26 protein-coding genes are annotated in these 23,287 nt (G+C 73.4%); 15 read left to right on the top strand and 11 right to left on the bottom strand.

Translation table 11 applies throughout. The annotated features are described in order from the left end of the window. The first annotated feature begins 459 nt into the window (after positions 1-459). Complete coding sequence (locus ACFWP3_RS00770) at positions 460-1,194, top strand: response regulator (protein ID WP_384215335.1); 735 nt, start codon at positions 460-462, stop codon at positions 1,192-1,194. A gap of 381 nt (positions 1,195-1,575) precedes the next feature. Here ACFWP3_RS00770 and ACFWP3_RS00765 read toward each other — a convergent pair whose 3' ends face one another. Further along, on the bottom strand, positions 1,576-1,875 hold the full coding sequence (locus tag ACFWP3_RS00765; RefSeq protein WP_384215243.1) for a hypothetical protein: 300 nt from the start codon (positions 1,873-1,875) through the stop codon (positions 1,576-1,578). A gap of 85 nt (positions 1,876-1,960) precedes the next feature. Between ACFWP3_RS00765 and ACFWP3_RS00760 the strand changes: the two genes are divergently transcribed. Continuing rightward, entirely contained in the window at positions 1,961-2,701 is a 741-nt protein-coding gene (locus ACFWP3_RS00760; RefSeq protein WP_384215242.1) for a PP2C family protein-serine/threonine phosphatase, read from the top strand. Between the two features lie 75 nt (positions 2,702-2,776). Here the strand turns inward: ACFWP3_RS00760 and ACFWP3_RS00755 are convergent, their stop codons facing one another. Further along, on the bottom strand, positions 2,777-3,304 hold the full coding sequence (locus tag ACFWP3_RS00755) for a SixA phosphatase family protein (RefSeq protein WP_384215241.1): 528 nt from the start codon (positions 3,302-3,304) through the stop codon (positions 2,777-2,779). Positions 3,305-3,311: 7 nt separating this feature from the next. Beyond that, positions 3,312-3,587 carry an isoamylase early set domain-containing protein gene (locus ACFWP3_RS00750; RefSeq protein WP_069920970.1) on the bottom strand — a complete coding sequence of 92 codons (276 nt, stop codon included), beginning with the start codon at positions 3,585-3,587 and terminating at the stop codon, positions 3,312-3,314. A gap of 214 nt (positions 3,588-3,801) precedes the next feature. Between ACFWP3_RS00750 and ACFWP3_RS00745 the strand changes: the two genes are divergently transcribed. From ACFWP3_RS00745 to ACFWP3_RS00735, 3 genes are all read left to right on the top strand, one after another. After that, a complete protein-coding gene (locus ACFWP3_RS00745; RefSeq protein ID WP_384215240.1) occupies positions 3,802-5,103 on the top strand; it encodes a hypothetical protein in 1,302 nt (433 codons plus the stop codon). A gap of 142 nt (positions 5,104-5,245) precedes the next feature. Further along, positions 5,246-5,785 carry a potassium channel family protein gene (locus ACFWP3_RS00740; protein ID WP_384215239.1) on the top strand — a complete coding sequence of 180 codons (540 nt, stop codon included), beginning with the start codon at positions 5,246-5,248 and terminating at the stop codon, positions 5,783-5,785. After that, a complete protein-coding gene (locus ACFWP3_RS00735) occupies positions 5,782-7,170 on the top strand; it encodes a chloride channel protein (RefSeq protein ID WP_384215238.1) in 1,389 nt (462 codons plus the stop codon). The genes ACFWP3_RS00740 and ACFWP3_RS00735 overlap by 4 nt, the downstream gene beginning before the upstream one ends. A gap of 56 nt (positions 7,171-7,226) precedes the next feature. On the opposite strand, the gene ACFWP3_RS00730 is transcribed toward ACFWP3_RS00735, so the two are convergent. Further along, the gene (locus ACFWP3_RS00730; protein WP_384215237.1) at positions 7,227-7,652 is read right to left on the bottom strand and encodes a hypothetical protein; all 426 of its coding nucleotides are present in this window, start codon (positions 7,650-7,652) and stop codon (positions 7,227-7,229) included. Positions 7,653-8,123: 471 nt separating this feature from the next. Here ACFWP3_RS00730 and ACFWP3_RS00725 point away from each other — a divergent pair, with 471 nt between their 5' ends. The 3 genes from ACFWP3_RS00725 to ACFWP3_RS00715 all read left to right on the top strand — a co-directional run bounded on the left by ACFWP3_RS00725 (position 8,124) and on the right by ACFWP3_RS00715 (position 12,137). Further along, positions 8,124-8,327 carry a cold-shock protein gene (locus ACFWP3_RS00725; RefSeq protein WP_030011983.1) on the top strand — a complete coding sequence of 68 codons (204 nt, stop codon included), beginning with the start codon at positions 8,124-8,126 and terminating at the stop codon, positions 8,325-8,327. Positions 8,328-8,432: 105 nt separating this feature from the next. Then, the gene (locus ACFWP3_RS00720) at positions 8,433-8,810 is read left to right on the top strand and encodes a hypothetical protein (protein ID WP_384215236.1); all 378 of its coding nucleotides are present in this window, start codon (positions 8,433-8,435) and stop codon (positions 8,808-8,810) included. 51 nt (positions 8,811-8,861) lie between these two features. Further along, complete coding sequence (locus ACFWP3_RS00715; RefSeq protein ID WP_384215235.1) at positions 8,862-12,137, top strand: BTAD domain-containing putative transcriptional regulator; 3,276 nt, start codon at positions 8,862-8,864, stop codon at positions 12,135-12,137. Here ACFWP3_RS00715 and ACFWP3_RS00710 read toward each other — a convergent pair. Together ACFWP3_RS00710 and ACFWP3_RS00705 are read right to left on the bottom strand one after the other, a co-directional pair. After that, on the bottom strand, positions 12,121-12,936 hold the full coding sequence (locus ACFWP3_RS00710; protein ID WP_384215234.1) for an ABC transporter permease: 816 nt from the start codon (positions 12,934-12,936) through the stop codon (positions 12,121-12,123). The genes ACFWP3_RS00715 and ACFWP3_RS00710 overlap by 17 nt on opposite strands. Then, on the bottom strand, positions 12,933-13,910 hold the full coding sequence (locus ACFWP3_RS00705; RefSeq protein WP_384215233.1) for an ATP-binding cassette domain-containing protein: 978 nt from the start codon (positions 13,908-13,910) through the stop codon (positions 12,933-12,935). The genes ACFWP3_RS00710 and ACFWP3_RS00705 overlap by 4 nt, the downstream gene beginning before the upstream one ends. Positions 13,911-14,195: 285 nt before the next feature. On the opposite strand from ACFWP3_RS00705, the gene ACFWP3_RS00700 reads away from it, so the two are divergent. After that, positions 14,196-15,059 (top strand): SigB/SigF/SigG family RNA polymerase sigma factor, encoded by an 864-nt coding sequence (locus ACFWP3_RS00700; RefSeq protein WP_384215232.1) that lies wholly within the window; start codon positions 14,196-14,198, stop codon positions 15,057-15,059. On the opposite strand, the gene ACFWP3_RS00695 is transcribed toward ACFWP3_RS00700, so the two are convergent. Then, positions 15,056-15,481, bottom strand: coding sequence for an ATP-binding protein (locus ACFWP3_RS00695; RefSeq protein ID WP_384215231.1), 426 nt, complete (start codon positions 15,479-15,481; stop codon positions 15,056-15,058). The two genes, ACFWP3_RS00700 and ACFWP3_RS00695, sit on opposite strands and share 4 nt — an antisense overlap. A gap of 329 nt (positions 15,482-15,810) precedes the next feature. Between ACFWP3_RS00695 and ACFWP3_RS00690 the strand changes: the two genes are divergently transcribed. From ACFWP3_RS00690 to ACFWP3_RS00665, 6 genes are all read left to right on the top strand, one after another. Next, positions 15,811-17,172 (top strand): aspartate aminotransferase family protein, encoded by a 1,362-nt coding sequence (locus ACFWP3_RS00690; protein ID WP_384215230.1) that lies wholly within the window; start codon positions 15,811-15,813, stop codon positions 17,170-17,172. A 254-nt stretch (positions 17,173-17,426) separates the two neighbouring features. Beyond that, positions 17,427-18,344: a factor-independent urate hydroxylase gene (pucL, locus tag ACFWP3_RS00685; RefSeq protein WP_384215229.1), complete on the top strand. Its 918-nt coding sequence runs from the start codon at positions 17,427-17,429 to the stop codon at positions 18,342-18,344. A gap of 188 nt (positions 18,345-18,532) precedes the next feature. Continuing rightward, positions 18,533-18,778, top strand: a complete 246-nt coding sequence (locus ACFWP3_RS00680; RefSeq protein ID WP_384215228.1) for a hypothetical protein — start codon at positions 18,533-18,535, stop codon at positions 18,776-18,778. Positions 18,779-18,979: 201 nt separating this feature from the next. After that, positions 18,980-19,648 carry a hypothetical protein gene (locus tag ACFWP3_RS00675; protein ID WP_384215227.1) on the top strand — a complete coding sequence of 223 codons (669 nt, stop codon included), beginning with the start codon at positions 18,980-18,982 and terminating at the stop codon, positions 19,646-19,648. Between the two features lie 101 nt (positions 19,649-19,749). Continuing rightward, entirely contained in the window at positions 19,750-20,115 is a 366-nt protein-coding gene (locus tag ACFWP3_RS00670; RefSeq protein ID WP_384215226.1) for a hypothetical protein, read from the top strand. A 64-nt stretch (positions 20,116-20,179) separates the two neighbouring features. Beyond that, positions 20,180-20,353, top strand: a complete 174-nt coding sequence (locus ACFWP3_RS00665) for a hypothetical protein (protein ID WP_384215225.1) — start codon at positions 20,180-20,182, stop codon at positions 20,351-20,353. 157 nt (positions 20,354-20,510) lie between these two features. On the opposite strand, the gene ACFWP3_RS00660 is transcribed toward ACFWP3_RS00665, so the two are convergent. From ACFWP3_RS00660 to ACFWP3_RS00645, 4 genes are all read right to left on the bottom strand, one after another. Next, a complete protein-coding gene (locus ACFWP3_RS00660; RefSeq protein ID WP_384215334.1) occupies positions 20,511-21,323 on the bottom strand; it encodes an ABC transporter permease in 813 nt (270 codons plus the stop codon). Positions 21,324-21,382: 59 nt separating this feature from the next. After that, the gene (locus ACFWP3_RS00655; protein WP_384215333.1) at positions 21,383-22,345 is read right to left on the bottom strand and encodes an ATP-binding cassette domain-containing protein; all 963 of its coding nucleotides are present in this window, start codon (positions 22,343-22,345) and stop codon (positions 21,383-21,385) included. After that, positions 22,342-22,755, bottom strand: coding sequence for a hypothetical protein (locus ACFWP3_RS00650; protein WP_384215224.1), 414 nt, complete (start codon positions 22,753-22,755; stop codon positions 22,342-22,344). The genes ACFWP3_RS00655 and ACFWP3_RS00650 overlap by 4 nt, the downstream gene beginning before the upstream one ends. A gap of 98 nt (positions 22,756-22,853) precedes the next feature. Continuing rightward, complete coding sequence (locus tag ACFWP3_RS00645; RefSeq protein WP_384215223.1) at positions 22,854-23,252, bottom strand: RidA family protein; 399 nt, start codon at positions 23,250-23,252, stop codon at positions 22,854-22,856. Between the last annotated feature and the right edge of the window lie 35 nt (positions 23,253-23,287).

Here is a 23,287-nt window from a genome sequence, read left to right as displayed (position 1 = left end):
GGGTGGGCCGGGGCGAGGAGTTGGGACGTGGTGACGAAGGTGTAGCCGCGGTCGCGGAGTTCGGGGATGAGCTCGGCCACCGCGGGGATCGTGCCGGCGTAGCGCTCGTGGAGCAGGATGATGCCGTCGCGGTCCCGGGCGGCCGGGATGGAGCTGACCCTCGACCTGGCCGTCGACGCTCCCGGGCTGGTCCCCGGCACCGCCGGCCGGACCGCGTACCGCGTCGTCCAGGAAGGCCTCACCAACGCGCGCAAGCACGCCCCCGGCGAGCCCGTCCGCGCCGAGGTCAGCGGCGACCGGGACGGCGGTATCGACGTCGTCGTCCGCAACCCCCTCCCCGCCCGCCCGTCCGGGGAACCGGCGGGCGGCTTCGGGCTGATCGGCCTCGCCGAGCGCACGGCCCTCGCCGGCGGCGAAACTCCACCACGGGGTGAGCGCCGGGGCGTGGGTGCTGCGGGCATGGATACCGTGGTCGGAGTGATACGAGTGGCACAAGCGGCAGCAGCGGCACCAGTGATCCGCGTACTGGTCGTCGACGACGACCCGCTCGTCCGGATGGGCTTGCGGATGGTCCTCGACGGCGCCGGGGGCATCGCCGTCGTCGCGGAAGGCGCCGACGGCACCGAGGCCGTCGCCCTCGCCGCCGAGCACGCCCCCGACCTGATCCTCCTCGACATCCGCATGCCCGTCATGGACGGCCTGGCCGCGACCGTCGCGCTCCACGCCCTGCCCCTGCCGCCGAAGGTCGTGATCCTGACGACCTTCAACCCCGACGAATACGTCCTGGCGGCGCTGCGGGCGGGCGCCGCCGGCTTCCTCCTCAAGGACACCCCGCCCGCGGACATCATCACGGCGGTACGCCGCGTCGCCGCGGGCGAGCCGGTACTGTCCCCGGCCGTCACCCACCAGGTCATCACCAGGGCCACCGCGCCTGCTCCCGCGCCCCGGCCCGACCCCGGCCGGACCAGTGCCCGGGAGCGGCTGCGGACCCTGGCTCCCCGCGAGCACGAGGTGGCGCTCGCCGTGGCCCAAGGGCGCACCAACGCCGAGATCGCGGCGGCCCTCTACCTGAGCGTCCCCACCGTGAAGTCACACGTCTCCGCGGCGATGGCGAAGCTCGGCCTCACCAACCGGGTGCAGATCGCGATCCTCGTCCACGAAGCCGACCTCGGGCACCCTCCCCGGACGGCCTAACCGCGCGGACCGCGTCCCTCGGGCCTCGGCCGCGGGGGCTCCGGGGCGGGACCGCGGGCCGGCCGCGGCGCCTGCGGGTCGGCCGGGAAGGGGTGCCCGGGGCGGCCGGGGTCCGGGGGCCGGCCGGCCGGGTCCGGGGGGAAGGGCGTGGCCGGCGGGGCGGGCTTCTGATGCGTCATGGGGACTCCCGTGGGTTCGTACGGCCGGGCCGGCACCGCGGCCGGGCCGGCACCGCGGCAGGGGCCCGCGCCACGGCAGGGGCCCGCGCCACGGCAGGGGCCCGCACCGCGGCAGGGCTCGCACCGCGGCCAAGCGGTCGCAACGGCCCGGAGGCCGCTGCCGCGTGCCGCGGCCGCGGCACGCGGACGGGCGCGGCCCGCGCTACGGCCGGAGCCGGCTGAAGCCGACCTCGAAGCGTTCGACCGAGACGATCCGCTGGCCTTCGCGCACCGCCGTCTCCTCGCGGATCCGGGCGGCCTGCTCCTCGCTCTCCCGCATGGTCCGCTCGTCGTCCCACAAGGTCAGCGAGGTGGCCTTCCCCGAGGCACGGTCGACGAGGTAGTAGGCGCCCCGGAAGCCGGGAAGGTCCTCGACCTGCCGGACGATCTCCTCCGAATGCGCGGTCAGGTCTCCCTCCGCGGGAACCGGTGATCCCTGGTAGGTGCTCAGCCTCGCGAACATCTGCCGCAGTCCTTTCCTCGGGCCCCACGACCAGCCTGCTCCGGCAGGTCACGCGCCGCATGCCGAGCGGCGCGACAATGGTGGGGTGCCGTACATCGCCGTGACCGCCCTGAGCCATACCGGGCTGGTGCGCGAGCACAACGAGGACAGCCTGGTCATCGGCCCGTGGACGCTGTGCGGGACCGCGACCGAGAGCCCCCAGACGCTCGTGTTCCCGCTCGGCAGGCCGCTCGTCGTCGCCGTCGCGGACGGGCTCGGCGGTCAGCCGGCCGGCGAGGTCGCCAGCGAGCTGGTCGTCCGCCAGCTGTCCCTGCTCGGCCCGTCGCTGGACGGCGGCGAGGCCGTCCGCGGCGCGCTGGAGGTCTGCAACCGCGCGGTGTACGAGGCCGCCGAAGGCCGTCCGGACCTGACCTCCATGGGGACCACGGTCGCCGGGGCCCTGGTACTGGAGGAGTCGCTGCTGTCCTTCAACGTCGGTGACAGCAAGGTGTTCCAGGCGACCCCGGATGGGCTGCGCCAGCTCAGCGTGGACGACAGCCCGCCCCCGGCGCCGGGGCACCGCACCACCTCGGCCGTCACCCAGGTGCTCGGCGGCACCCGCGGGCAGTCCCCGGTCACCCCGCACGTGGCGGACTTCCCGCTGACCACCGGCGACCGCTACCTGGTGTGCAGCGACGGGCTGACCGACCCGGTGCCCGAGGAGACCATCGACGGCCTGCTGCGGGTGCACGACGACGGCAAGGCGGCCTTCGAGCTGTGGAAGGCGGCCATCGAGGCCGGGGGCCCGGACAACATCACGCTCGCGCTCGTACGCATCGGCGACTGAGGCCCGCAGCCCGCAGTCCCCAGCCCGAAGCCCCAGCCCGCAGTCCCCAGCCCGCAGTCCCCAGCCCGAAGCGCCTCAGGACTTGACGCCCCGGGGCACGGCGAGGGCTGTCAGCCGGGCGGTGCCCGGTGCGAGCGTGGACCAGGGGCCGGGCAGGTCCAGCACCGCGATGGCGGAGGTCGGGAACTTCGTGCGGGCCTGTTCCAGCGCGGGCGCGTCCCCGTCGCCCGCGAGCAGCAGGACCAGCTCCTGGGCGCCCGGATTGTGCCCGACGAGCAGCAGCGTCCGCACCCGCGCGGGGGTCTCCCGTACGAGGTCCAGCAGTTCCCTGGCGGTCGCCCCGTAGGCGCGTTCCTCGTACTCCACCGGCGCGCCGAGCCCGGCTTCGGCCGCGGCGAGGTCCCAGGTCCGGCGGGTACGGCGGGCGGGCGAGCACACGACGCGGTCGGGTACGCGGTCCGCCTCGCGCAGCCAGCGGCCCGCGGCCGGGGCGTCGCGCAGACCGCGCGGGCCGAGCGGGCGCTCGGCGTCGGGCACGTCCGGCGGCCAGGCGGACTTGGCGTGCCGCAGGACGACGAGCCGCCGGACCGTACCCGCTGTCATGGGTGCCTCACGTGTGCAGGCGGCTGTTGGGGCCGTCCCGGTCGCCGGCGCTGTCGTCATTGAACCAGTAGTCACCGGCGGCCAGATAGCGGAAGGAGTGGGCGCTCTCGGACGGCAGCTCGACCGTGACGGCCCGCTTCCCGTCCTTGCGCGGCTTCAGGGTGTGCGCGCCGGGCTGCCAGTCGTTGAAGTCGCCGACCACGCTCACCGGCCCGGGCGGCGTGTCCGCCGGAAGGACGAAGGTGACCTCGGTGCGGTCCTTGCGCAGCTTGCGCTCCAGCATGGGAAACAGCTCCTGACTGCGGAGGCGGACGGGATGGCGCCCATCCTCGGGGTCGGGCGGGCGGCCCGCGCGCCGACGCCTCCGCCGCGCGCGCAGGGATCACCCGTCCACCACGTGTGCGACACGGTGGGCCCAACCGAACGCGCCGCTCCGCGGGCGGCGCGTGTCGAATGGGCGGGAAGCGGTTCTTGCGGCGTGCGTCCCCGGGAGTGCCATGAGCCAGCGAGCCGGACGGACCGCGATGAGCGCCTGCTCGGCCGTCCTGATCGCCCTGACCTGCCTGCTCGTACCGGTCTCCCTGCTCACCGTCTGGGTGCACGACATCGTGCTGGACAACGACCGGTACGTGGCCACGGTCGCCCCGCTCGCCTCGGACCCGGCGATCGAGGAGGCCGCCGTCCGCCGCATCGGCGGGGCCGCGGATGTCCGGGTGGACGGCGCCCGGGTCACGGCGGACCTGGCGCGGTGGCTCGAGGCCCAGGGGCTGCCGCCGCGCGTAGGCACTGCGGTCAAGGCGCTCGGCCCGGCCCTGGACGAGGCCGCCGACCAGGCCGTTTCCAAGGTGGCGACCCGGTTCGTGGAGAGCGACCGGTTCGAGGCGCTGTGGACCCGGGCCAACCGGGCCGCCCACACGGCCGTGGTGCACGCCCTGACCGGCCGGGGACGGGGCGCCGTCGGCATCGACGGCGGCACCGTCACCCTCGACGTCGGCAGCGCGGTGGAGACCGTCAAGGAGGAGCTCGTGAAGGCCGGTCTCGCGCCGGCCGAGCGGATCCCCGAGGTCGACCGGCAGATGGTGCTGTTCCAGTCCGAGGAGCTGGGGAAGATCAGGGGCGCGGTCCGCCTGCTCGACGCCCTCGGCAACTGGCTGCCCGTGCTCACCGTCCTCCTCGGCACGGCCGGTGTCCTGCTCGCGCGGCGCCGCCGCCGGGCCCTGGTGACCACGGCGCTGTGCGCGGCCGCCGCCTGCCTCCTGGTCGGCATCGGCCTGGCGCCCGCCCGCCGTTACTACCTCGACCACCTGCCGGCCCAGGTCCAGTCCCCGGCGGCCGCGGCGGCGGTCTTCGACACGCTGGTGCGGTTCCTGCGGGTGAGCCTGCGGACCGCGCTGGTCCTCGGGGTGGTGGTGGCGCTCGGCGCCTACCTGTCCGGCGGCGGCCGGCTGCCGCGCGGCCTGCGCGGCGGCGCCGACCGGACGGCCGACTCGGCCGCGCGCCGGGCCGCCGCGCACGGCGTCGGCACGGGCCGGGCCGGGGTCTGGGTGGAGGCCCGGCGGCGCCCGCTGACGGTGGGTGTGGTGCTGCTGGTCGCGCTCGGGTTCGCGCTGTGGAACCACCCGACGGTGCTGACGGTGCTGCTGCTGGTGCTGATCCTGCTGGCGGTGCTCGCCGTACTGGCGCTGCTGGCCGCGGACGGCCGGGTCAGCGGCCAGGTCAGCGGCCGGGTCAGCGGTCGGGCAGGTGGCCCGGCGGGTGACCGGCCGGGCGGCCGGACCGGGACTCCCGGGGAGAGTTGAGCGCAGTGCGCAGCCAGCGCGCCGGCACGGGCTCGCGGGCCGACGGCGGTCACCGTATACGCCGCATACGCCGCATCCGCGGACCCCGCATCCCGAGTCCGCTCCGGTCGCGGGATGGGCTCCGGCCCGTTCTCCTGAAGCCATGGAAGGCAACGCAGCCCAGCGCCGCCGACGCGTCCTGGCCGGTCACACGCTCCGGTCCGTGACCTGGGTGGTCCTGATCACCGCGCTGTTCTACCTGGCCCCCCTGGACCGCGGGTTCGGGACCCTCACCGTCGTCACGCTCGTGGCCGGGCTGGGGCTGTTCGGGTGGCTGGTCGCCTGGCAGGTCCGGGCCATCACCCACGCGGAGTATCCGCGGCTGCGGGCCATGGAGGCGCTGGCCACCGCCGTGCCGCTGTTCCTGGTGCTGTTCTCCGTCACGTACTTCCTGCTCTCCGGGCAGGTGCCGGAGTCGTTCTCGGAGCCGCTGAACCGGACCGACTCGCTCTACTTCTCCGTCACGGTGTTCGCCACCGTGGGGTTCGGCGACATCGTGCCCACCAGCGAGCTCAGCCGCGCGCTGACCACCGTGCAGATGGTCGCCGATCTGGTCGTGGTGGGAGTGATCGCCAAGGTGCTCTTCGGGGCGGTACGGATCGGGGTGCGCAGGCGGGGGACGGCGGAAGGGAGTGACCGATGACGGAGTCGCGCTCCAGCGGGACCGGGAACGCGGGCGGCGCCGGCGCCGGCGGCGGCAGTGGCAGTGGCGCGGGCGGCGCGGCCGGGGCCGGGGCCGGGCAGCAGGAGCCGGACGTCCTGCGGCACCTGCTGCGCAGCCCCGGCTATCCGAAGCTGCTCGTCTTCTGCGCGCTCATCGGCATACCGGTGTCCCTCGCCGCCTTCTGGTTCCTCGTCGGGCTCCACCAGCTCGAGCACGTGATGTGGGCCGATCTCCCGCGGGCGCTGGGCCATGACGCCCCGCCCTGGTGGTGGCCGTTCCCGCTGCTGCTCGTCGCGGGCCTGCTGGTCGGCCTGATCGTCACGCACCTGCCCGGCGCCGGCGGCCACGTGCCCGCCGCCGGAATGCAGGTCGGGGGCTCCTCGCCGGCCGCGCTGCCCGGGGTGCTGCTCGCCGCGGCGGCCAGTCTGCCGCTCGGCGCCGTCCTGGGCCCGGAGGCCCCGCTCATCGCGCTGGGCGGCGGGCTCGCCCTGCTCTTCCGCGACCTGACGCAGGCCCCGGCGACCCCGCAGAACACCGCGCTGCTGGGCGCGGCCGGAGCGGCGGCGGCCATCTCCGCGATCTTCGGCAATCCGCTGGTCGCCGCGGTGCTGCTGATCGAGGTGGCGGGTGTGGGCGGGCCGCAGCTCTTCGCGGTCATGCTGCCCGCCCTGCTGTCGAGCGGGGTCGGGTCCCTGGTGTTCACGGGCCTCGGGCGCTGGACCGGGCTGGGGACCGGGGAGCTGTCCCTGAAGCTGTCCGCGCCCTTCCCCCGCCTGGACGTGGCGGACGTGCTGTGGGCGCTGGCCGTCGCGGTGGCCGTGGCCGTCGCGATGCACCCCGTACGGACCGGGGCCCGGGCGGTCGCCGCGTACGTGCGGGCGCGGCCCCTCGTACGGACCGTGCCGTGCGCCCTGGGCGCCGCGGCCTGCGCCGCCGTGTACGCGCTGGCCACCGGGCGGTCGCCCGCCGAGGTGGCCTCCTCCGGCCAGGCCTCCCTCGCCACCCTCGCCGCCGACCCGCAGGCCTGGGGCATCGGCGCGCTGGTCGCCGTGCTGGCCTTCAAGGGCGCCGGCTACGCGCTGTGCCTCGGCAGCCTGCGCGGCGGCCCGGTGTTCCCGGCGCTCTTCCTCGGAGCCGCCGCGGGCGTGCTCCTCGGGCCCCTGCCGGGCCTGGGCGTCATCCCCGCGATGGCGGCCGGGATGGCGGCGGCCACCGTCGCGACCCTGCGGCTGCCGGTGAGCAGCGTGGTGCTGGTGGTCCTGGTGCTCGGCAGTACCGCGATGATGCCCGTGGTGATCCTGGCGGCCGTGGTCGCCTTCGCCGTCACCGAACTGCTGCCCGCCGGGCGTCCGGTGGCGGCGTAGCGGGAATCACCCCGTCATTCCCTCGTCGGTACGCCGTCATGCGCCCCGGCGTTCCGTCAGCACTGGAGGCCGGTGGCGGCGGCCGCGGAGGTTTCGTCCAGCTTCTGGATCTGCGGCTGGAGCTTGGTGAGCGCGTCCTTGCCGGTCGTGTCCCCGGGCAGGTCCTCGTAGGCCTTCTTGAGGTCGTCGGAGGCCGACTGCACGGCGGCGCGCTCCGCCTCCCGCAGCTTGCCGAGGTTGTCCTTCACCCCGTCCCAGTCCTCGCGTACGGCCTCGTAGGCGTCCTTGACCTGGTCCTTGGTCGCGGACGCCGGGTCCAGGGCCTTGAGCTTGGCGTTGTCCGCCCTGAGCTCGGTCAGGCCGCTGCAGACATCGGCCGCGGCCTTGGTGGCCTCCTCGGAGGGCGAGCTGTCGTCGGAACACGCGGCGAGACCGAACGCCGCGCCGACGCAGAGCACGCCGATCACCGGGAATCGCTTCATGGGTGGGGCCTTCCTCAAGGAGACGGGAGCGGTCGCGCAGGGCCCGGGGGCCCTGACCGCACCTCGCCAAATTAGGCATGAATAGCCGCATTCCGCATCCACATCCGCACCGTTCGGGGGAGGCGGAGGGCGGGCGGGGGCGCCCGGTGCGCGCCGATCGGGCCGCTCGCGCCGGCCCGATCGGCGCCCTCGGGCGCCGGGTTCGCCGTCCGCTAGATCGGCGGACGGCGGGTCTGCCGCACGCCAGGAAATTAATTATATGAATTTCCCCGGCAGAAATTCGTTTAGGCTGGCCCAGAAGGGGAAGTCGCCCTGCTCACAGCACCTTTCTGTGTTACGGTGATGTCAGTTGCAGTTGTGGTTCCCAAAATACTTCTTATTACCGGTGTTCTTTCCGGCGGGGCAATCATCACAGCGACGACCGGTTTTCGCACAGTGCGATTCCGGGCACTGCCCCAAAGGAGAATTCAGATGGCATCCGGCACCGTTAAGTGGTTCAACGCGGAAAAGGGCTTCGGCTTCATCGAGCAGGAGGGCGGCGGCGCCGACGTCTTCGCGCACTACTCGAACATCGCCTCCTCCGGCTTCCGTGAGCTCCAGGAAGGCCAGAAGGTCACCTTCGACGTCACGCAGGGCCAGAAGGGCCCGCAGGCCGAGAACATCGTTCCCGCCTGACGTCGACACACACAGTCGGGCCGGGGCCCGCACCGAGAGGTGCGGGCCCCGGCTTTGTCGTCTTCCACGGCTTCCACGGCGTCCGCGCTTGCTAGAGTCCCGCCCATGTCGACCCCTGACGACCTGCTCATCGATCTCGCCGCCATGGTCGAGTCGGAGCAAACCAATCAGATGTCCCTGACCGTCGTGGTCCACGGCGCCGTCATCACCGGCCGCCTCGCCCCCGAAAGCGTCTGGCGCCAGCGCGTCGCCGAGGTCCTCCAGGACTCCGACCAACTGGCCCCGTTCGCCGGGGTCTTCAGAGGATCCGGACCGGCCGGCCGTACCCCGCCCGACACCGGGACCCCCTCCCACCTGCACTTCCATGTGGCACGCATCCTCCAGGGCACCCTGGGCATCCCCGAGACCGGAGGCATGTACCGGATCGCGGTCAAGGACGTCAGCGCCTGGACCGTCGGAGACTTCAGCTACTCGGACAAGTAACTCCCCACCCACCACACCCGCCTGCCCCAAGGCCTCCCGCAGAATGACGTCATGCGCATTTCGATGCTGGGGGCCCTGGAGGTACGGGGCGAAGACGGGGGCGGCGTCGGGGTCGGCGGGGCGCGGTTGCGGACCCTGCTCATCCTGCTGGCACTGGAACCGGGCCGGGTGGTGGCTTCCGAGCTGCTCATCGACGGGATCTGGGAGAACGACCCGCCGATGGGCGCCTCGAACGCCCTGCAGGCCCTGGTGTCCCGGCTGCGCCGGGCACTGCCCGGCGTGGAGGTCGAATCGCATCCGGCCGGCTACCGCCTCCTCCTCGATCCGGACGAGGTGGACGTGGTGCGCTTCGAGCGGCTGGCCTCGGCCGGCCGCGGCGCCCTGGCCGCCGACCCCGGCGAGGCGGCGGCGCTGCTGCGCCAGGCGCTCGGGCTGTGGCGCGGGCCCGCGCTGCTCGACGTGGCCGCCTCCGACTTCTTCCGGGCGCCCGTGGCCCGGCTCGGCGAACTGCGCATGGCGGTCCTGGAGGACCGCATCGAGGCCGACCTGCGGGTGGGGCGCGGCCGGGAACTGACCGGCGAGCTGACCTCGCTGGTGGCCGAACACCCCTTGCGGGAAGGGCTCGTCGGCGCGCTGATGCGGGCCCTCGTCGCGGCCGGTCGGCCCGCCGAGGCGCTCGCCGCCTACGGCAGGGCCCGCGAGGTGCTCGCCGAGGAGCTCGGCGCCGACCCGTCACCTGAGCTGTCGGCGCTGCACACCGCCGTCCTGCGCGGCGAGCTGACCGCGCCGCCCGCCGCCCCCGCCGTGCCCGTGCCCGTGCCCGCACCGACACCCGAGCCCATACCCATACCGGCCCCCGCCCCCGCCCCCGCCGCACCGGAAGCCGACGCGCCGCCGACCAACCTGCGGGCCCCGCTGGCCAGTTTCGTGGGCCGCGACGAGGACCTCGCCGGGGTGGAGGACCTGATCGGCCGGTTCCGGCTCACCACGCTCACCGGGCCGGGCGGCGCCGGCAAGACCCGGCTGGCCCTGCAGAGCGCCCGTCCGCTGCTCGGCCGGTTCCCCGACGGCGTCTGGCTCGTGGAGCTGGCACCGCTGAGCGCGGAGGCCGACGTACCGCAGGCCGTCCTGACCGCGCTGGGCCTGCGCGAGCACGCGCCGGCCGCGGGCGACCCGCTGGACCGCCTCGCCTCGGCGCTGCGCACGCGCAGCGCCCTGCTGGTCCTGGACAACTGCGAGCACCTGATCGGGGCGGCCGCAGCGATGGCCGACCGGCTCCTCGGCGAATGCCCCGGACTGCACGTCCTGGCGACCAGCCGCGAGCCGCTCGGCCTCACCGGCGAGGCCCTGTGGCCGGTGCGCCCGCTGGCCCTGCCGCCGCAGGGCGCCGATGCCGCGCGGGCCATGTCGTACGCGGCCGTCCGGCTGCTGAACGACCGTGCCGCGGCGGCCCGTTCGGACTTCGCGGTGACCGAGGAGACGGCCTCCACGGTGATCCGGATCTGCCGGGCGCTGGACGGGATGCCGCTCGCCATCGAGCTGGCCGCGGCCCGGCTGCGCACGATGAGCGCCGAGCAGCTGGCCGCCCGGCTCGACGACCGGTTCCGGCTGCTGACCGGCGGCGCACGGACCGCCCCGCGCCAGCACCAGACCCTGCGCGCGGTGGTCGACTGGAGCTGGGAGCTGCTCACGGAGGCGGAGCGGGCGCTGCTGCGCCGGCTGGCGGCCTTCCCGGGCGGCGCCACGGTGGACGCGGCCGAGGGGGTGTGCGCGGGCGGCCCGGTGGAGGCGTACGGGGTACTGGACCTGCTCGCCTCGCTCGCCGACAAGTCGCTGTTGGTGACGGCGGGCGACGGGCGCTACCGGATGCTCGAGACGATCCGCGCCTACGGCCTGGAGCGGCTCGCCGAGGCCGGGGAGCAGGAGCGGATCCGGCGGGCGCACACCGCGTACTTCACGCGGCTGGCGTCGACGGCGGACCCGTACCTGCGCCGGGCCGAGCAGCTGGAGTGGCTCGCGCGGCTCGGCGAGGAGCACGACAACCTCAACGCGGCGCTGCGCGGCGCGATCGCGGCGGGCGAGGCGCGGGAGGCCGTACGACTGGTCGCGGCGGCCGGGTGGTACTGGTGGCTCAGCGGCCGCAAGGCGGAGGGCGGCGAACTGTCCGCGCAGGCCCTGGCGTTGCCGCTGCCCGCTGGGGAGGCGGAGTCGGCCCGGGACGAGGAGGACCGGGCGCTGGCCTGCGCGCTGGCCGTGCTGTTCGCGACGTCCGGGCTCGGTGACGACCGGCAGACCGCGGAGCTGCTGCGCCGGGGACTGCTGCTCGCGGAGCGGACGGGCGTCCGGCACCCTGTGGTGCGGTTCATGGAGCCGCTGGACCGGCTGCTGCGGGCCGACGGCGCGAGCGGCCCGCCGCTGGACGCCTGGTCGGCGCTGCTGGCCGACGAGGACCCGTGGGTGCGGGCGCAGGCGCTGCTGGGCGGCGCGCGCACCCGGCTCTCGGCGGGCGGCCCGCCGGCCGAGGCCGAGGCGGAGATCGAGGAGGCGCTGGCCGGGTTCCGGGGGCTCGGGGAGCGCTGGGGGATCTCCTTCGCGCTGACGGTGCTGGCCGAACTGGTCGCCCAGCGCGGTGACTTCGAGACGGCGCTGGGCCACTACGACGAGGCCATCGCGGTGATCGGCGAGATGGGGGCCGTCCAGGACCAGCTGCACGCGCGGGTCAAGCAGGCCCAGTTGCACTGGCTGGCCGGGGATCCGGCGGCGGCCGCCGCGGCCATGGCGCGGGCCGAGCGGGACGCCCGGGCCGCGGGCTGGCCGGAGGCGCTGGCCACCACCGCGCACGGCCGGGCGGACCTGGCGCGCTGGAACGGGGAGCCGGCGCAGGCGCGCGCCGGGGTGGCGCGGGCCCGGGAGGAGGTCCGGGGGGTCGCCGTCCACCAGGTGTTCCATGCGCTGCTGCTCGACACCCTCGGCCATCTGGACTCCGCCGACGGCGAGTTGGAGGCGGCCCGCGCACACCGGGCCGAGGCCCTGGAGCTGGCGATCGGCTCCCTGCACGCCCCGACGGTCGCCCAGGTGCTGGTCGGCGTGGCGGACCAGGCGGCGCGGGCCGGCCGGCCGGAGGAGGCGGCGCGGCTGCTGGCGGCGGCCCTGGCAGTGCGGGGCGGGCCGGACCGTTCGCGCCCGGACGCGGACCGGGTGGAGAACGCGGCGCGCGCCGCGCTCGGGGAGAAGTACGAGGAGTACTTCGCCGAGGCGGCGCGTCGCGGGAGCGCTGGGGCCATGGAGGACGTACGGGAGCTGGCGCGGGTCACGCTTGGCGGTTGAACAGCTTGTTCGCCCAGAGGCAGGCGGCCACGGCGATCCCGGTGCACCAGGCGACGGCCGCGATGCCCTCGCTGCCGACCGGGGTGTCCATGAGCAGGGCCCGGATGGTCTCGATGACCGGGGTGAAGGGCTGGTGCTCGGCGAAGACGCGGACGACGGCGGGCATCGAGTCGGTGGGGACGAAGGCGCTGCCGATGAAGGGCAGGAAGGCCAGCGGCATGACGATGTTACTGGCGCCTTCGGGGGACTTGCTGAGCGTGCCGAGGGCGACGGACAGCCAGGTCACGGCGACGGCGAGCAGGGCGATCAGGCCGAGTGCGGCGAGCCAGCCGGTGAGGCCGGCGTTCGGGCGGAAGCCCATCAGCAGGGCGAGCCCGATGACGAGGCCGACGCTGATCATGGTCTGGATGATGCTGCCGAGCACGTGTCCGACGAGGATCGAGGAGCGGGAGATCGCCATGGTGCGGAAGCGGGCGACGATGCCCTCGGTCAGGTCGGTGGAGACGGAGACCGCGGTGGTCATCGACGCAGCGGTGACCGTCATCAGGAGGATGCCGGGGGCCAGGTAGTTGATGTAGTCCGTTCCCGTGCCGATGCCCGCGGCGAGGGGCCGGCCCAGGACGTAGACGAAGAGCAGCAGGAAGACGATCGGGACGGCGATGGTGCCGATGGAGAGCCCGGGGTAGCGCAGGGCGTGCTTGAGCTGGCGGCGCAGCATGGTGGCGCAGTCGCGGAACAGGTGCTTCGCGGGGGCCGGGGCGGGGGCGGCGGGGCTGGTGAGGGGGGCGGTGGTGGTCATCGCACGGACTCCTTGTCCTGGGTCGGGATGGTCTGCCCGGTCAGGGCGAGGAACACGTCGTCGAGGTCGGGGGTGTGCACGGTGAGGCCGCCGACCTCGATCGCCTGGGCGTCGAGCCGGTCGAGCAGGGAGCGCAGCGAGCGCACGCCGCCGTCGCTGGGCACGCGGAGGGTGAGGGTCTCCTCGTCCCGGGAGACCTCGCCGAGGGTGCGGGCGGCCCGCTCGAAGCCGGCCGGGTCGGTGAACTCCAGCCGGATGTGCCCGCCCGGTACCAGCCGCTTCAGCTCGTGCGCGGTGCCCTCGGCGACGAGCTTGCCGCCGTCCAGGACGGCGATGCGGTCGGCGAGCTGGTCGGCCTCCTCCAGGTACTGGGTGGTCAGGAAGATGGTGACCCCGCCGGCGACGAGGTCGCGGATGATCTGCCACATCGCGCGGCGGCTGCGCGGGTCGAGGCCGGTGGTCGGCTCGTCGAGGAAGATGATCTGCGGGCCGCCCATCAGGGTCATCGCCAGGTCGAGGCGGCGCAGCATGCCGCCGGAGAAGGTCATCGCCACCTTCCCGGCCACGTCGGCCAGGTCGAAGGCCTCCAGCAGCTCGGTGGCGCGGCGCCGGCCGGCCCGCTTGCCGAGGTGGCGCAGGTCCGCCATCAGGTGGAGGTTCTCCTCGGCGGTGAGCAGCTTGTCGACGGCCGAGAACTGGCCGGTGACGCCGATGGCGGAGCGTACGGAGTCGGGGGCCGCGGCCAGGTCGTGGCCGGCGACGCGCACCTGGCCGGCGTCGGCGGAGACGAGGGTCGAGAGGATCTGCACGGTGGTGGTCTTGCCGGCGCCGTTCGGGCCGAGCAGCGAGAAGACCGTGCCCGCCGGGACGTGCAGGTCGATGCCGTCGAGGACGGTCTTGTCCCCGTAGGACTTGCGGAGCCCGGTGGCGGTGATGGCCGCCGGCCGGGTCTCGGAGGTCGGAATCCGGTTCATCGTGTCCCCTCGTTTCGCTTGCGCTGCGTGGTGATGGCGTCACCATGGCCGGGGGCGCTGACAGCCCGCGGAGAGACCGCTGAGAGGCGCTGAGAGCCGCTGACAGATCGCTGATAGGCGGCCGCGTACGGACATCCGGTAGGCGGCCGCGTACGGACATCCGGGTGGGGTACGCACCGATTCGGGCGGGTATATCACCTGAGGGCGGCACGAGAGAGCTCGGGACACCACGGTGACGCGTCCCCCGGATCCAGCGGGGGCCGCCCGCCGGAGGAGCGCAGCGCCATGCACCACACAGAACTCACAGACGTCGCGACCCACGAGGCCAGAGCCCTGTCCGTGGCCCTGTTCCGGAGGCTGGCCGAGCTGGAGGAGGGCAGCGCCGAGTTCAGCTACGTCCGCAACACCCTGGTCGAGCTGAACCTCAGCCTGGTCAAGTTCGCCGCCCGGCGCTTCCGCGGCCGCAGCGAGCCGATGGAGGACATCGTCCAGGTCGGCACGATCGGCCTGATCAAGGCCATCAACCGGTTCGACCCGGAGCGCGGGGTGGAGTTCACCTCGTTCGCGATGCCGACGATCACCGGGGAGATCAAGCGGTTCTTCCGGGACACCAGCTGGGCCGTCAAGGTGCCGCGCAGGCTCCAGGAGCTGCGGATCGACGCGGCCAAGGCGCACGACGCGCTGGAGCAGTCGCTGGGCCGCGAGCCCACGGACGCCGAGCTCGCGGAGCGGCTGCACGTGACGCCCGAGGAGATGGTGGAGGGCCGCAAGGCCGCCTCCGCGTACTCGGCGCGCTCCCTGGACGCACCCGCCCAGGAGGAGGGCGAGCGCGACTCGGGCGCCGACCGGCCCTCCCTCGGCGAGGAGGAGGCGGCGTACGACCGGATCGAGTGCCTGGAGTCGCTCAAGCCGATCCTGGCCTGCCTGCCGGAGCGCGAGCGCATGCTGCTCTCCCTGCGGTTCGGGCAGGAGCTGACGCAGTCCGAGATCGGCGACCGGCTGGGCCTGTCCCAGATGCACGTGTCCCGCCTGCTGACCCGCACCCTGGAGCGGCTGCGCACCGGGCTGCTCACCGACGACCCGGTGCACGAGGACGAGCTCGTGGCGACGGCCCCGCCCCGGGCCCGGTCCGACCCCGAGGCGGCCTAGCCCCGCAGGTCCCGGTGGCCCCCGGGGACCGGGACCTCCAGCCAGACGGTCTTGCCCGGGTGCCCGTCGGGCGAGGGGACCGCGCCCCAGCCGCGCGCGAGCCGTTCCAGCACGATCAGCCCGTGTCCCCCGGGCAGTGCGCGGTCGCCGGGCGGCCGCCGCTTCGGGATCTCGGGGCTGTCGTCGCTGACCTCGACGCGCAGCCCCTCGGGGGTGTGCCGCAGGACCAGCTCCCGGGGGCCGCCCCCGTGCAGACAGGCGTTGGTGACCACCTCGGAGACCAGGAGCAGCACGTCCTCCACGGACTCCGCCTCGCCCGGCCACTGCCAGTCGGCCAGCGCCTTGCGGGTGAAGTCCCGGCACCGGCCCACGACACCGGTCGTGGCGCCGCCGAGAACGAGCCTCCGCGTCTGCTCGGCCACAGGGCCTCCCGTCTCCGCGCCTCTCCGCGCCGCATGTACCCCTACCCGGGGCTGCCAATCCTAGGGCGGGCGGTGCCGGCCCCCCTCGCCATGAATTTCACATATCGGAAACAGAATTCCGCCATACGATAATCTAAGATCCAATTTCGCTGTGCGCCCAGACGTGGCCGAGGCCGCGGTCTACCTGGTGGACGCCGCCTACACCACGGGGGACGTCCTCACGGTCGACGGCGGCCGCCACGTCGTCTGAGTCCCGTGACCCCGGCCCGGGCCGTCCCGAGACCTGGACGGCCCGGGTATTCCACATCGTGGACAACTACTCTCGTTTCATGAACGCAGAAGCCCACGACCCCGCCGCCGCGAGGGACGCTGTGAAGGACGCCGACCGGAAGCACGTCTTCCACTCATGGTCGGCACAGGAGCTCATCGACCCGCTCCCCGTCGCCGGGGCCGAGGGTTCGTACTTCTGGGACTACGAGGGCAACCGCTACCTCGACTTCTCCAGCGCCCTCGTCTACACCAACATCGGCTACCAGCACCCGAAGGTCACCGCGGCCGTGCAGGAGCAGGCGGCGCGGCTGTGCACCGTCGCGCCCGGCTTCGCCGTCGACGTCCGCTCCGAGGCCGCGCGGCTGATCGCCGAGCGCACCCCGGGCGACCTGGACAAGATCTTCTTCACGAACGCCGGGGCCGAGGCCGTCGAGAACGCCGTCCGCATGGCCCGGCTGCACACCGGCCGGCCCAAGGTGCTGTCCGCGTACCGCTCGTACCACGGGGCCACGTCCACCGCGATCAACCTGACCGGCGACGCCCGCCGCTTCGGCAACGACACCGCGACCGCCGGCGTCGTGCACTTCTGGGGCCCCTTCGCCTACCGGTCGCCGTTCTACGCGGCCACCGAGGCCGAGGAGTGCGAGCGGGCTCTGCGCCACCTCGAGGACACCATCGTGTTCGAGGGCCCGCAGTCCATCGCCGCGATCATCCTGGAGACCGTCGGCGGTGCCCCCGGCGTCCTCGTGCCCCCGCCCGGCTACCTGCCCGGCGTGCGCGCGCTCTGCGACCGCTACGGCATCGTCTTCATCCTCGACGAGGTCATGGTCGGCTTCGGGCGCACCGGCCGGTGGTTCGCCGCCGAGCACTGGGACGTCGTCCCCGACCTGCTCTGCTTCGCCAAGGGCGTGACCAGCGGATACGTACCGCTCGGCGGGGTCGCCATCTCGGCCGCCATCGCCGAGACCTTCGCCCGCCGGCCCTACCCGGGCGGGCTGACGTACTCCGGGCACGTGCTGGCCTGCGCCGCCGCCGTCGCGACGATGAACGTCATGGAGGAGGAGGGCATCGTCGAGCGGTCCGCCCGCACCGGCGCCGAGCTGCTCGGCCCCGGGCTGCGCGCGCTCGCCGAGCGGCACCCCTCGGTCGGCGAGGTCCGGGGCCTGGGCACCTTCTGGGCCCTGGAACTCGTCCGGGACGCGGCCACGCGCGAACCGCTCGTGCCGTACAACGCCTCCGGAGCGGACAACGCGCCGATGGCCGCCTTCGGCGCCGCCTGCAAGAAGGGCGGGCTCTGGCCGCTCCTCGCCGGCAACCGCGTCCACGTCGCACCGCCCTGCAACATCTCGGCCGCGGACGTCGCGAAGGGGCTGGAAATCCTCGGCGAGGCCCTCTCGGTCGCGGACGCACACATGGTCTGAGCTGCGGATCTGTGGGGTCGCCCAAAACGCGGGTGCTGGTGTTCGGATGATCGGTACGGTGGTTAACGCGCCGTACACATGCTGCAATCCGTGAGTACGAAAAAGCACCTACGGACCGGGATGCACGTCAGTCCCGGGGCGGTCCTGCGGGGCCGAACGGCGGGGAGCGGGACGTCTTCAGGCGCCGCTGGACGCCGGGCGTACGGGATCCAGACGACCGGACTCCGTGTTCCCGAATCCGAAGGAAGACAAGCATGAGCAAGCACGTCCTCGCGCAGAACCAGTACGGCAAGGCCGAGAACCGCATCGTCAAGGTGACCCGCAAGGGCGGCGACGGCTCGTGGCACGAGATCCGCGACCTCAACGTGTCGGTCGCGCTCCGCGGCGAGTTCCGCGACGTCCACCTGACCGGTGACAACGCCAACTGCCTGCCGACCGACACCACCAAGAACACGGTGTACGCCTTCGGCAAGGAACACGGCATCGAGTCCCCCGAGGCCTTCGGCATCCTGCTCGCCAAGCACTTCGTCTCCTCGCAGCAGCCGATCCGCGAGGCGCAGATCCGCATCGAGGAGTACGTGTGGGACCGCATCCCGGTCCCGACGCGCAAGGAGCAGCACTCCTTCGTCCGCAAGGGCCAGGAGGTGCGCACCGCGCAGATCACCTACAGCGAGACGACGGGCCTCCAGGTCATCTCGGGGCTGAAGGACCTGACGGTGATGAACTCGACGAACTCCGAGTTCCACGGCTACATCAAGGACAAGTACACGACTCTCCAGGAGGCGTACGACCGCATCCTGGCGACCAAGGTCACCGCGCGCTGGGCTCACTCAGCGCTGGCCGCCGACGACGCCTCCTACGACTGGGACCAGGCGTACAAGAAGGTCCGCAAGAACATGCTGGAAGCCTTCGCGGAGACCTACTCGTACTCGCTGCAGCAGACCCTGAACCAGATGGCCGAGCGCGTGCTCGACAACTGCCCCAAGGTCAACGAGGTGCGGCTCAACCTCCCCAACAAGCACCACTTCCTCGTCGACCTGGAGCCCTTCGGCCTCAAGAACGACAACGAGGTCTACTTCGCGGCGGACCGGATGTACGGCCTCATCGAGGGCACCATCCACCGCGACGGCGTCCAGCCGGTGATCGCGACCTCCGACTGGATCGTCGCCTGACGCCTTCCGTTTGCCGCTCCGTTCGGCCCGGACCCCGCTGCGGGGTCCGGGCCGTTCCGCTGGGTGGACGAGTTCCAGCCGCGGTTCCGGTTCGGTAGCCGAAACAGACCCTTGTGCCGATCGCCGCACCCAAGGAGGCTGTGCAGCCGACGAGTTGACCACGAATGGGCGAGGGGGCCGGTAGTTCCATGCCGACGGCGATCAGGGAATGGCGGGGCTGGACGGGCGCGGCCCCCTTCTGGCTGAACTCCTTCCTGCTGCTCCTGGCCCCTTTCACCGCCGTCACGCTCTTCGGCCAGCTCGGTGTGATCGCCGCCCTGGCCGCACTGGGCGGCCTGGCCCGCCACCTGTGGTGCGGGGACTACGGCCACCCGGCGGTCCACCTCGCCGCGGTCCTGATGGGTGCGGCGACGGCGACGCTGGTGACGACCTGAATCACCCGTTCGGGTGCAGGGCGTTCCGTGCCCGGGGCGGCCCGGCCGGACCTGCCGCCAACTGGGAAAACACCGGGATCCCGGACGCGACACGCCCGTGACGTTCCGTCAGTCTCCCGTGTTTCACCGGGTGCCGGAGGGCAGAGGAGGTATCCACTGCTCACATGACCCGGCCGCCCGAGCCGGACCGGAGGGACCCGCATGCCCCGCGCCAAGTCGGTCGTCACCGCGCTGACGGTGGTTCTGCTGGCCACCGGCATCGGTGTGCTGCAGCGCACCGAGGGTGCCGACCCCTCGGTCTCGACCACCGACGACGCCCTGCCCTCGCGGGCGCTGGGACTGTCCGACCACCGGCGCCTGGCCCGGCAGCGGGAGCTGCCCGGCGGGCACGTGCCCGGGCACGGCGTGCGGTCGCCGAGGACGGCGGCGGGACCGCTGCGGCCGGTCACGGGGCCCCTGCGGGCGGCGCGGCCGCTGCGGCTGCGGGTGCCGAGCCTGGGCATCGACGTGCCGGTGTTCCGGGTTCCCGGGTCGGCGGGGGCGCCCGAGGGGGCCGGCCGGACCGAACGGGATGGGCATGGCGGACGGGACCGGCGGGACGGAGCTTCCTGGCAGGGCGGCGGTCCGGCGCCCGGGTCGGCCGGTACCGCCGTGATCAGCGGGCCGGGGCTGGACCTCGCCGGGCTCCAGCGGGGCCGGACCGTCGAGATCGCCCGTGCCGACGGCCGCACGGCCGTGTTCACGGTCGTCCGGCTCTCCCCCGGCCCGTCCGGCGGCCACGAGGGCTGGGCCGGCCGGCCCCAACTTCGGCTGGTCGGCGACGAAACCGCTGTACTGGCCCGGCTGACGGGACAGCGCCGGGGCCGCTGACCGGGCCGCTGTCAGCCTTGGGGGCGCTCTTCGTTCCGCCGGTCGGGCGCTTCTGGCAACCAGGACGGGAGTTACCCGGCGTGTCGGGGCACACCCCTCGCATGAGCGGGAGGCAGCACGTGCGCGCGGCGCTGATCGGGGCCCTGACCAAGGTCCTGACGGCGGCCTGCGTCGTGCTGCTGTGCGTGTTCGGTGCCGGTCCGGCCGCGGCGACGGTCGCCGAGTCCCGGCCCTCCTCCACCGCCCCCGCCGAACCCACCGAGGGCCAGTCCGATCCGGCCGCCGAACCCGAGGCGCGGGCCGCCGTACGATCCGCGTCGCGCGCGAATCCCGCCGTACGGCGGACTCCGCTGCCGGTGTTTCACGTGAAACATGCCGAGGACCGGCCCGTGGCCGCGCCCGTGTGGAGGACGGCCGGGCCGGCGCTGTCCTCGCGGACGGTGCGGAGTGTGGTCCTGCGCTGCTGAGCCGGCCGAGGCTCCGGAGCAGCGCAGTCCCCCCACACCCCCCTGATCACCGTGAGGTTCCGCCATGCCCATCGACGCGTACGCCGCCCTGAACGCCATGCTCCGTGCCGAAGTCACCCGGTTCACGCCGCCGGTGCGCCAGAGCACCGACCCGGCCGCGGCGCAGAAGACCGCGGGCTCGGCACCCGAGCCCGAGAGCGAACCCCAGCAGACGGCCCCCGCGGACTCCGCCGCGTAGAGATGGAGGGGCGCCGGTTCCCACGCCCTCGGCAACGGAGAGTGGTCACGTGAGGTTCGACCACGGGCACGGGAACCGGCGCCACGACCAGTCTGCGCCGGGCGGCCGTCCGGCCGCCTCGGGCAGAGGTACCGACCGGACCCGGCCGAAAGGACGGCTACTTGCGGTTGTAGAGCCGCATCGTGACGGGCCCGAAGACCAGGACCAGAAGTCCCGCCCACCCCAGTGACCAGGCGATCTCGGTGGCGGGCCACTGGCCCGCCATCAGACCGCGCACGGCGGTGGTGAGGTGGGTGACCGGGCTGTTGTTGACGAAGGCCTGCAGCCAGCCCGGCATCGTGCTCGGGTCCACGAAGATGTTGCTGAGGAACGTGAGCGGGAACAGCACCATCATGCTCACGCCCATGACGGACTTCTCGCTGCGGAGCAGCAGCCCGAACATCGTCCACACCCAGGAGAAGGCGAACGAGAAGACGATCAGCAGCGCCACTCCGGCCAGCACCCCCATGACCCCGCCCGCCGGGCGGAAGCCGAGGAGCAGGCCCACGGCCAGCATCACGGCGGACGCGATGGCGTAGCGCAGCATGTCGCCGAGCAGGTAGCCGACCATCGTCGACGGCCGCCAGATGGGCAGCGTGCGGAAGCGGTCGAAGACGCCCTTCTCGATGTCGGTGTTGACGGAGACGCCCGTGTACATCGTGATCATCACGATGGACATGACGAGGATGCCGGGCAGCAGGGTCTGGATGTACGTCCCCGGGGAGCCGGCCAGCGCACCGCCGAAGAGGTACGTGTACATCAGCACCATCATGATCGGGAAGGCGGTCACGTCGAAGAGCTGCTCGGGGACGTGCTTGATCTTCAGGACGGCCCGCCAGCCGAAGGTCAGCGAGGTCGAGAGCGCGCTCGGGCGCGGCGGGCGCCGGCCGGAGACCAGCAGTGCGGCGAGCTGGTCGGCGTGCGGGGCCACGAACTCCGTATCGGCCGTTCCGGCGGCCGTGGTGGCCGTCTCGTCGGTGGCGGGGACGCTCACGTCGTCACCCCCTTGTCGTCGGTGAGTGCGAGGAAGACCTCGTCGAGACTGGGCTGGCCGAGGGCGAAGGTGTCGACCACGATCCCGGCCCGGGCCAGTTCGGCCAGGGCGGCCGCGGCGGACCGGGCGTCGTCGACGCGGGCGGTCAGCGCGACGGGATCCGGGTCGGGCAGGACGGACTCGTCGAGTACGGCGGCCAGCAGGCGCACGGCTTCGGCCCGCTGGGCCGGGTCGCGCAGCCGGACGTGCACGCTGCCCGAGCCGACGGAGGCCTTCAGCTCGCCCTTGGTGCCCTCGGCGATCACCTTGCCGTGGTCGATGACGGCGATCCGGGAGGCCAGGTGGTCGGCCTCGTCGAGGTACTGGGTGGTGAGCAGCACGGTGGTGCCCTGCGCGACGACGGCGCGGACGATCTCCCAGACCTGGTTGCGGCTGCGCGGGTCGAGGCCGGTGGTCGGCTCGTCGAGGAAGAGCAGGTCGGGGGTGTTGAGGATGGAGGCGGCGATGTCGATGCGCCGCCGCATGCCGCCGGAGTACTGCTTGACCTGGCGGCCGGCCGCGGCCGAGAGCCCGAAGGCCTCCAGGAGCTGGGCGGCGCGCTCCCGGGAGGCGGGCCGGGAGTGCCCGAGCAGCCGCGCGAGCAGCACCAGGTTCTCGGTGCCGGTCAGGTCCTCGTCGACCGAGGCGTACTGGCCGGTGAGGCTGACCCGGCCGCGCACGGCGTCCGCCTCGCGGGTGACGTCCTTGCCGAAGACGCGGGCCTCCCCGCCGTCCGGGCGCAGCAGGGTGGCCAGCATCTTCACCACGGTGGTCTTGCCGGCCCCGTTGGGGCCGAGCAGCCCGTAGACGGTTCCCGCCGACACGGTCAGGTCGACCCCGTCGACGGCCCGGGTCTCCCCGAACACCTTGACGAGGCCGGCTGTCTCGATGGCATGGCCGGCGGAACCCGTGGGACTCAGTCCTCGCGCGTGTAGTAGCGGTAGAACGCGGCGGCACCGACGCCGATGCCGACGAAGAGACCGATGACGGTCGCCCTGAGGACGCTGGAGTTGGTCAGGCTGTGCAGGTAGCCCGCCGCGACGCCCGTGAAGACTCCGTACGCGGCGGCGTGGAGCTCGCGCTTGAGGCGCGGCCCGACCCGGTTCAGGGCGAACATGATGCCGGCGAAGATCGCGCCGCACAGGATGCCGTAGAAGACGTTGCCCGCGTCCACCGGGCCCATCTGGCGCTTGATGAAAGCGGCCCAGACCCCGTAGACGAGTCCGGCGAGCAGGGCCCGTGTGAGGGCGTTCCTGGCGGTGTGGTCGTTGGCCGTCGCGGTCGGACGGAAGTGGTGCCGCCGGGAGGCGGTGGGTGCCGCATGTGCCATGACGGGCTCCTCTCTCCCATCATCCAGGGCACACCCGCCGCCCCCGACCGGCAAGTGGATCAACCGCGCGGACGGGCCGGGCGGACGGGCCGGGCGGGTCAGGCGGGGCGCACCGCCACCGCGTCGATCTCGAAGAGCATGCCGGGCAGGGCCAGTGCGGCCACTCCGATCAGGGTCTGCGCGGGCAGTTCGGTGTCCCAGGTGGCGTGCAGTTCCTTGAGGAGGACGGCCAGCTTGTCCTCGTCGTGGCCGACGACGTACGTGCCGATGCGGACCACGTCGGCGGGGCCGAGGCCGGCGGCGGCCAGTGCCGTGCGCAGGTTGGCGAAGGCCTGCGCGACCTGGTCGGCGAACTCCCCGGAGACCACGTGCCCGTTCTCGTCGGAGCCGTACTGGCCGGCTATGAACACCTGCTCGCCGGGGGCGGACACGATGTGGCTGTAGCCGTAGGCGGTCGGGGTGTGGAGTCCTGCGGGGTTGATGATGCTGCGCGTCATGCCGAGCTCCCTGGTTCCGTTTCCGTTTCCGTTTC

Source organism: Streptomyces sp. NPDC058525 (genome assembly GCF_042719495.1).
GTDB lineage: Bacteria > Actinomycetota > Actinomycetes > Streptomycetales > Streptomycetaceae > Streptomyces.
Note: the sequence above shows the minus strand (reverse complement) of the source record. Positions and strands in the feature narration are given on the sequence as shown.

What these genes read in the sequence shown, in the direction of transcription:
- ACFWP3_RS00770 (WP_384215335.1), top strand. Translation starts at nt 460, where the DNA reads ATGGATACCGTGGTCGGAGTGATACGAGTGGCACAAGCGGCAGCAGCG.
- ACFWP3_RS00765 (WP_384215243.1), bottom strand. Translation starts at nt 1,875, where the DNA reads ATGTTCGCGAGGCTGAGCACCTACCAGGGATCACCGGTTCCCGCGGAG.
- ACFWP3_RS00755 (WP_384215241.1), bottom strand. Translation starts at nt 3,304, where the DNA reads ATGACAGCGGGTACGGTCCGGCGGCTCGTCGTCCTGCGGCACGCCAAG.
- ACFWP3_RS00750 (WP_069920970.1), bottom strand. Translation starts at nt 3,587, where the DNA reads ATGCTGGAGCGCAAGCTGCGCAAGGACCGCACCGAGGTCACCTTCGTC.
- ACFWP3_RS00745 (WP_384215240.1), top strand. Translation starts at nt 3,802, where the DNA reads ATGAGCCAGCGAGCCGGACGGACCGCGATGAGCGCCTGCTCGGCCGTC.
- ACFWP3_RS00740 (WP_384215239.1), top strand. Translation starts at nt 5,246, where the DNA reads ATGGAAGGCAACGCAGCCCAGCGCCGCCGACGCGTCCTGGCCGGTCAC.
- ACFWP3_RS00735 (WP_384215238.1), top strand. Translation starts at nt 5,782, where the DNA reads ATGACGGAGTCGCGCTCCAGCGGGACCGGGAACGCGGGCGGCGCCGGC.
- ACFWP3_RS00730 (WP_384215237.1), bottom strand. Translation starts at nt 7,652, where the DNA reads ATGAAGCGATTCCCGGTGATCGGCGTGCTCTGCGTCGGCGCGGCGTTC.
- ACFWP3_RS00725 (WP_030011983.1), top strand. Translation starts at nt 8,124, where the DNA reads ATGGCATCCGGCACCGTTAAGTGGTTCAACGCGGAAAAGGGCTTCGGC.
- ACFWP3_RS00720 (WP_384215236.1), top strand. Translation starts at nt 8,433, where the DNA reads ATGTCGACCCCTGACGACCTGCTCATCGATCTCGCCGCCATGGTCGAG.
- ACFWP3_RS00715 (WP_384215235.1), top strand. Translation starts at nt 8,862, where the DNA reads ATGCGCATTTCGATGCTGGGGGCCCTGGAGGTACGGGGCGAAGACGGG.
- ACFWP3_RS00710 (WP_384215234.1), bottom strand. Translation starts at nt 12,936, where the DNA reads ATGACCACCACCGCCCCCCTCACCAGCCCCGCCGCCCCCGCCCCGGCC.
- ACFWP3_RS00705 (WP_384215233.1), bottom strand. Translation starts at nt 13,910, where the DNA reads ATGAACCGGATTCCGACCTCCGAGACCCGGCCGGCGGCCATCACCGCC.
- ACFWP3_RS00700 (WP_384215232.1), top strand. Translation starts at nt 14,196, where the DNA reads ATGCACCACACAGAACTCACAGACGTCGCGACCCACGAGGCCAGAGCC.
- ACFWP3_RS00690 (WP_384215230.1), top strand. Translation starts at nt 15,811, where the DNA reads ATGAACGCAGAAGCCCACGACCCCGCCGCCGCGAGGGACGCTGTGAAG.
- pucL (WP_384215229.1), top strand. Translation starts at nt 17,427, where the DNA reads ATGAGCAAGCACGTCCTCGCGCAGAACCAGTACGGCAAGGCCGAGAAC.
- ACFWP3_RS00680 (WP_384215228.1), top strand. Translation starts at nt 18,533, where the DNA reads ATGCCGACGGCGATCAGGGAATGGCGGGGCTGGACGGGCGCGGCCCCC.
- ACFWP3_RS00675 (WP_384215227.1), top strand. Translation starts at nt 18,980, where the DNA reads ATGCCCCGCGCCAAGTCGGTCGTCACCGCGCTGACGGTGGTTCTGCTG.
- ACFWP3_RS00670 (WP_384215226.1), top strand. Translation starts at nt 19,750, where the DNA reads ATGAGCGGGAGGCAGCACGTGCGCGCGGCGCTGATCGGGGCCCTGACC.
- ACFWP3_RS00665 (WP_384215225.1), top strand. Translation starts at nt 20,180, where the DNA reads ATGCCCATCGACGCGTACGCCGCCCTGAACGCCATGCTCCGTGCCGAA.
- ACFWP3_RS00650 (WP_384215224.1), bottom strand. Translation starts at nt 22,755, where the DNA reads ATGGCACATGCGGCACCCACCGCCTCCCGGCGGCACCACTTCCGTCCG.
- ACFWP3_RS00645 (WP_384215223.1), bottom strand. Translation starts at nt 23,252, where the DNA reads ATGACGCGCAGCATCATCAACCCCGCAGGACTCCACACCCCGACCGCC.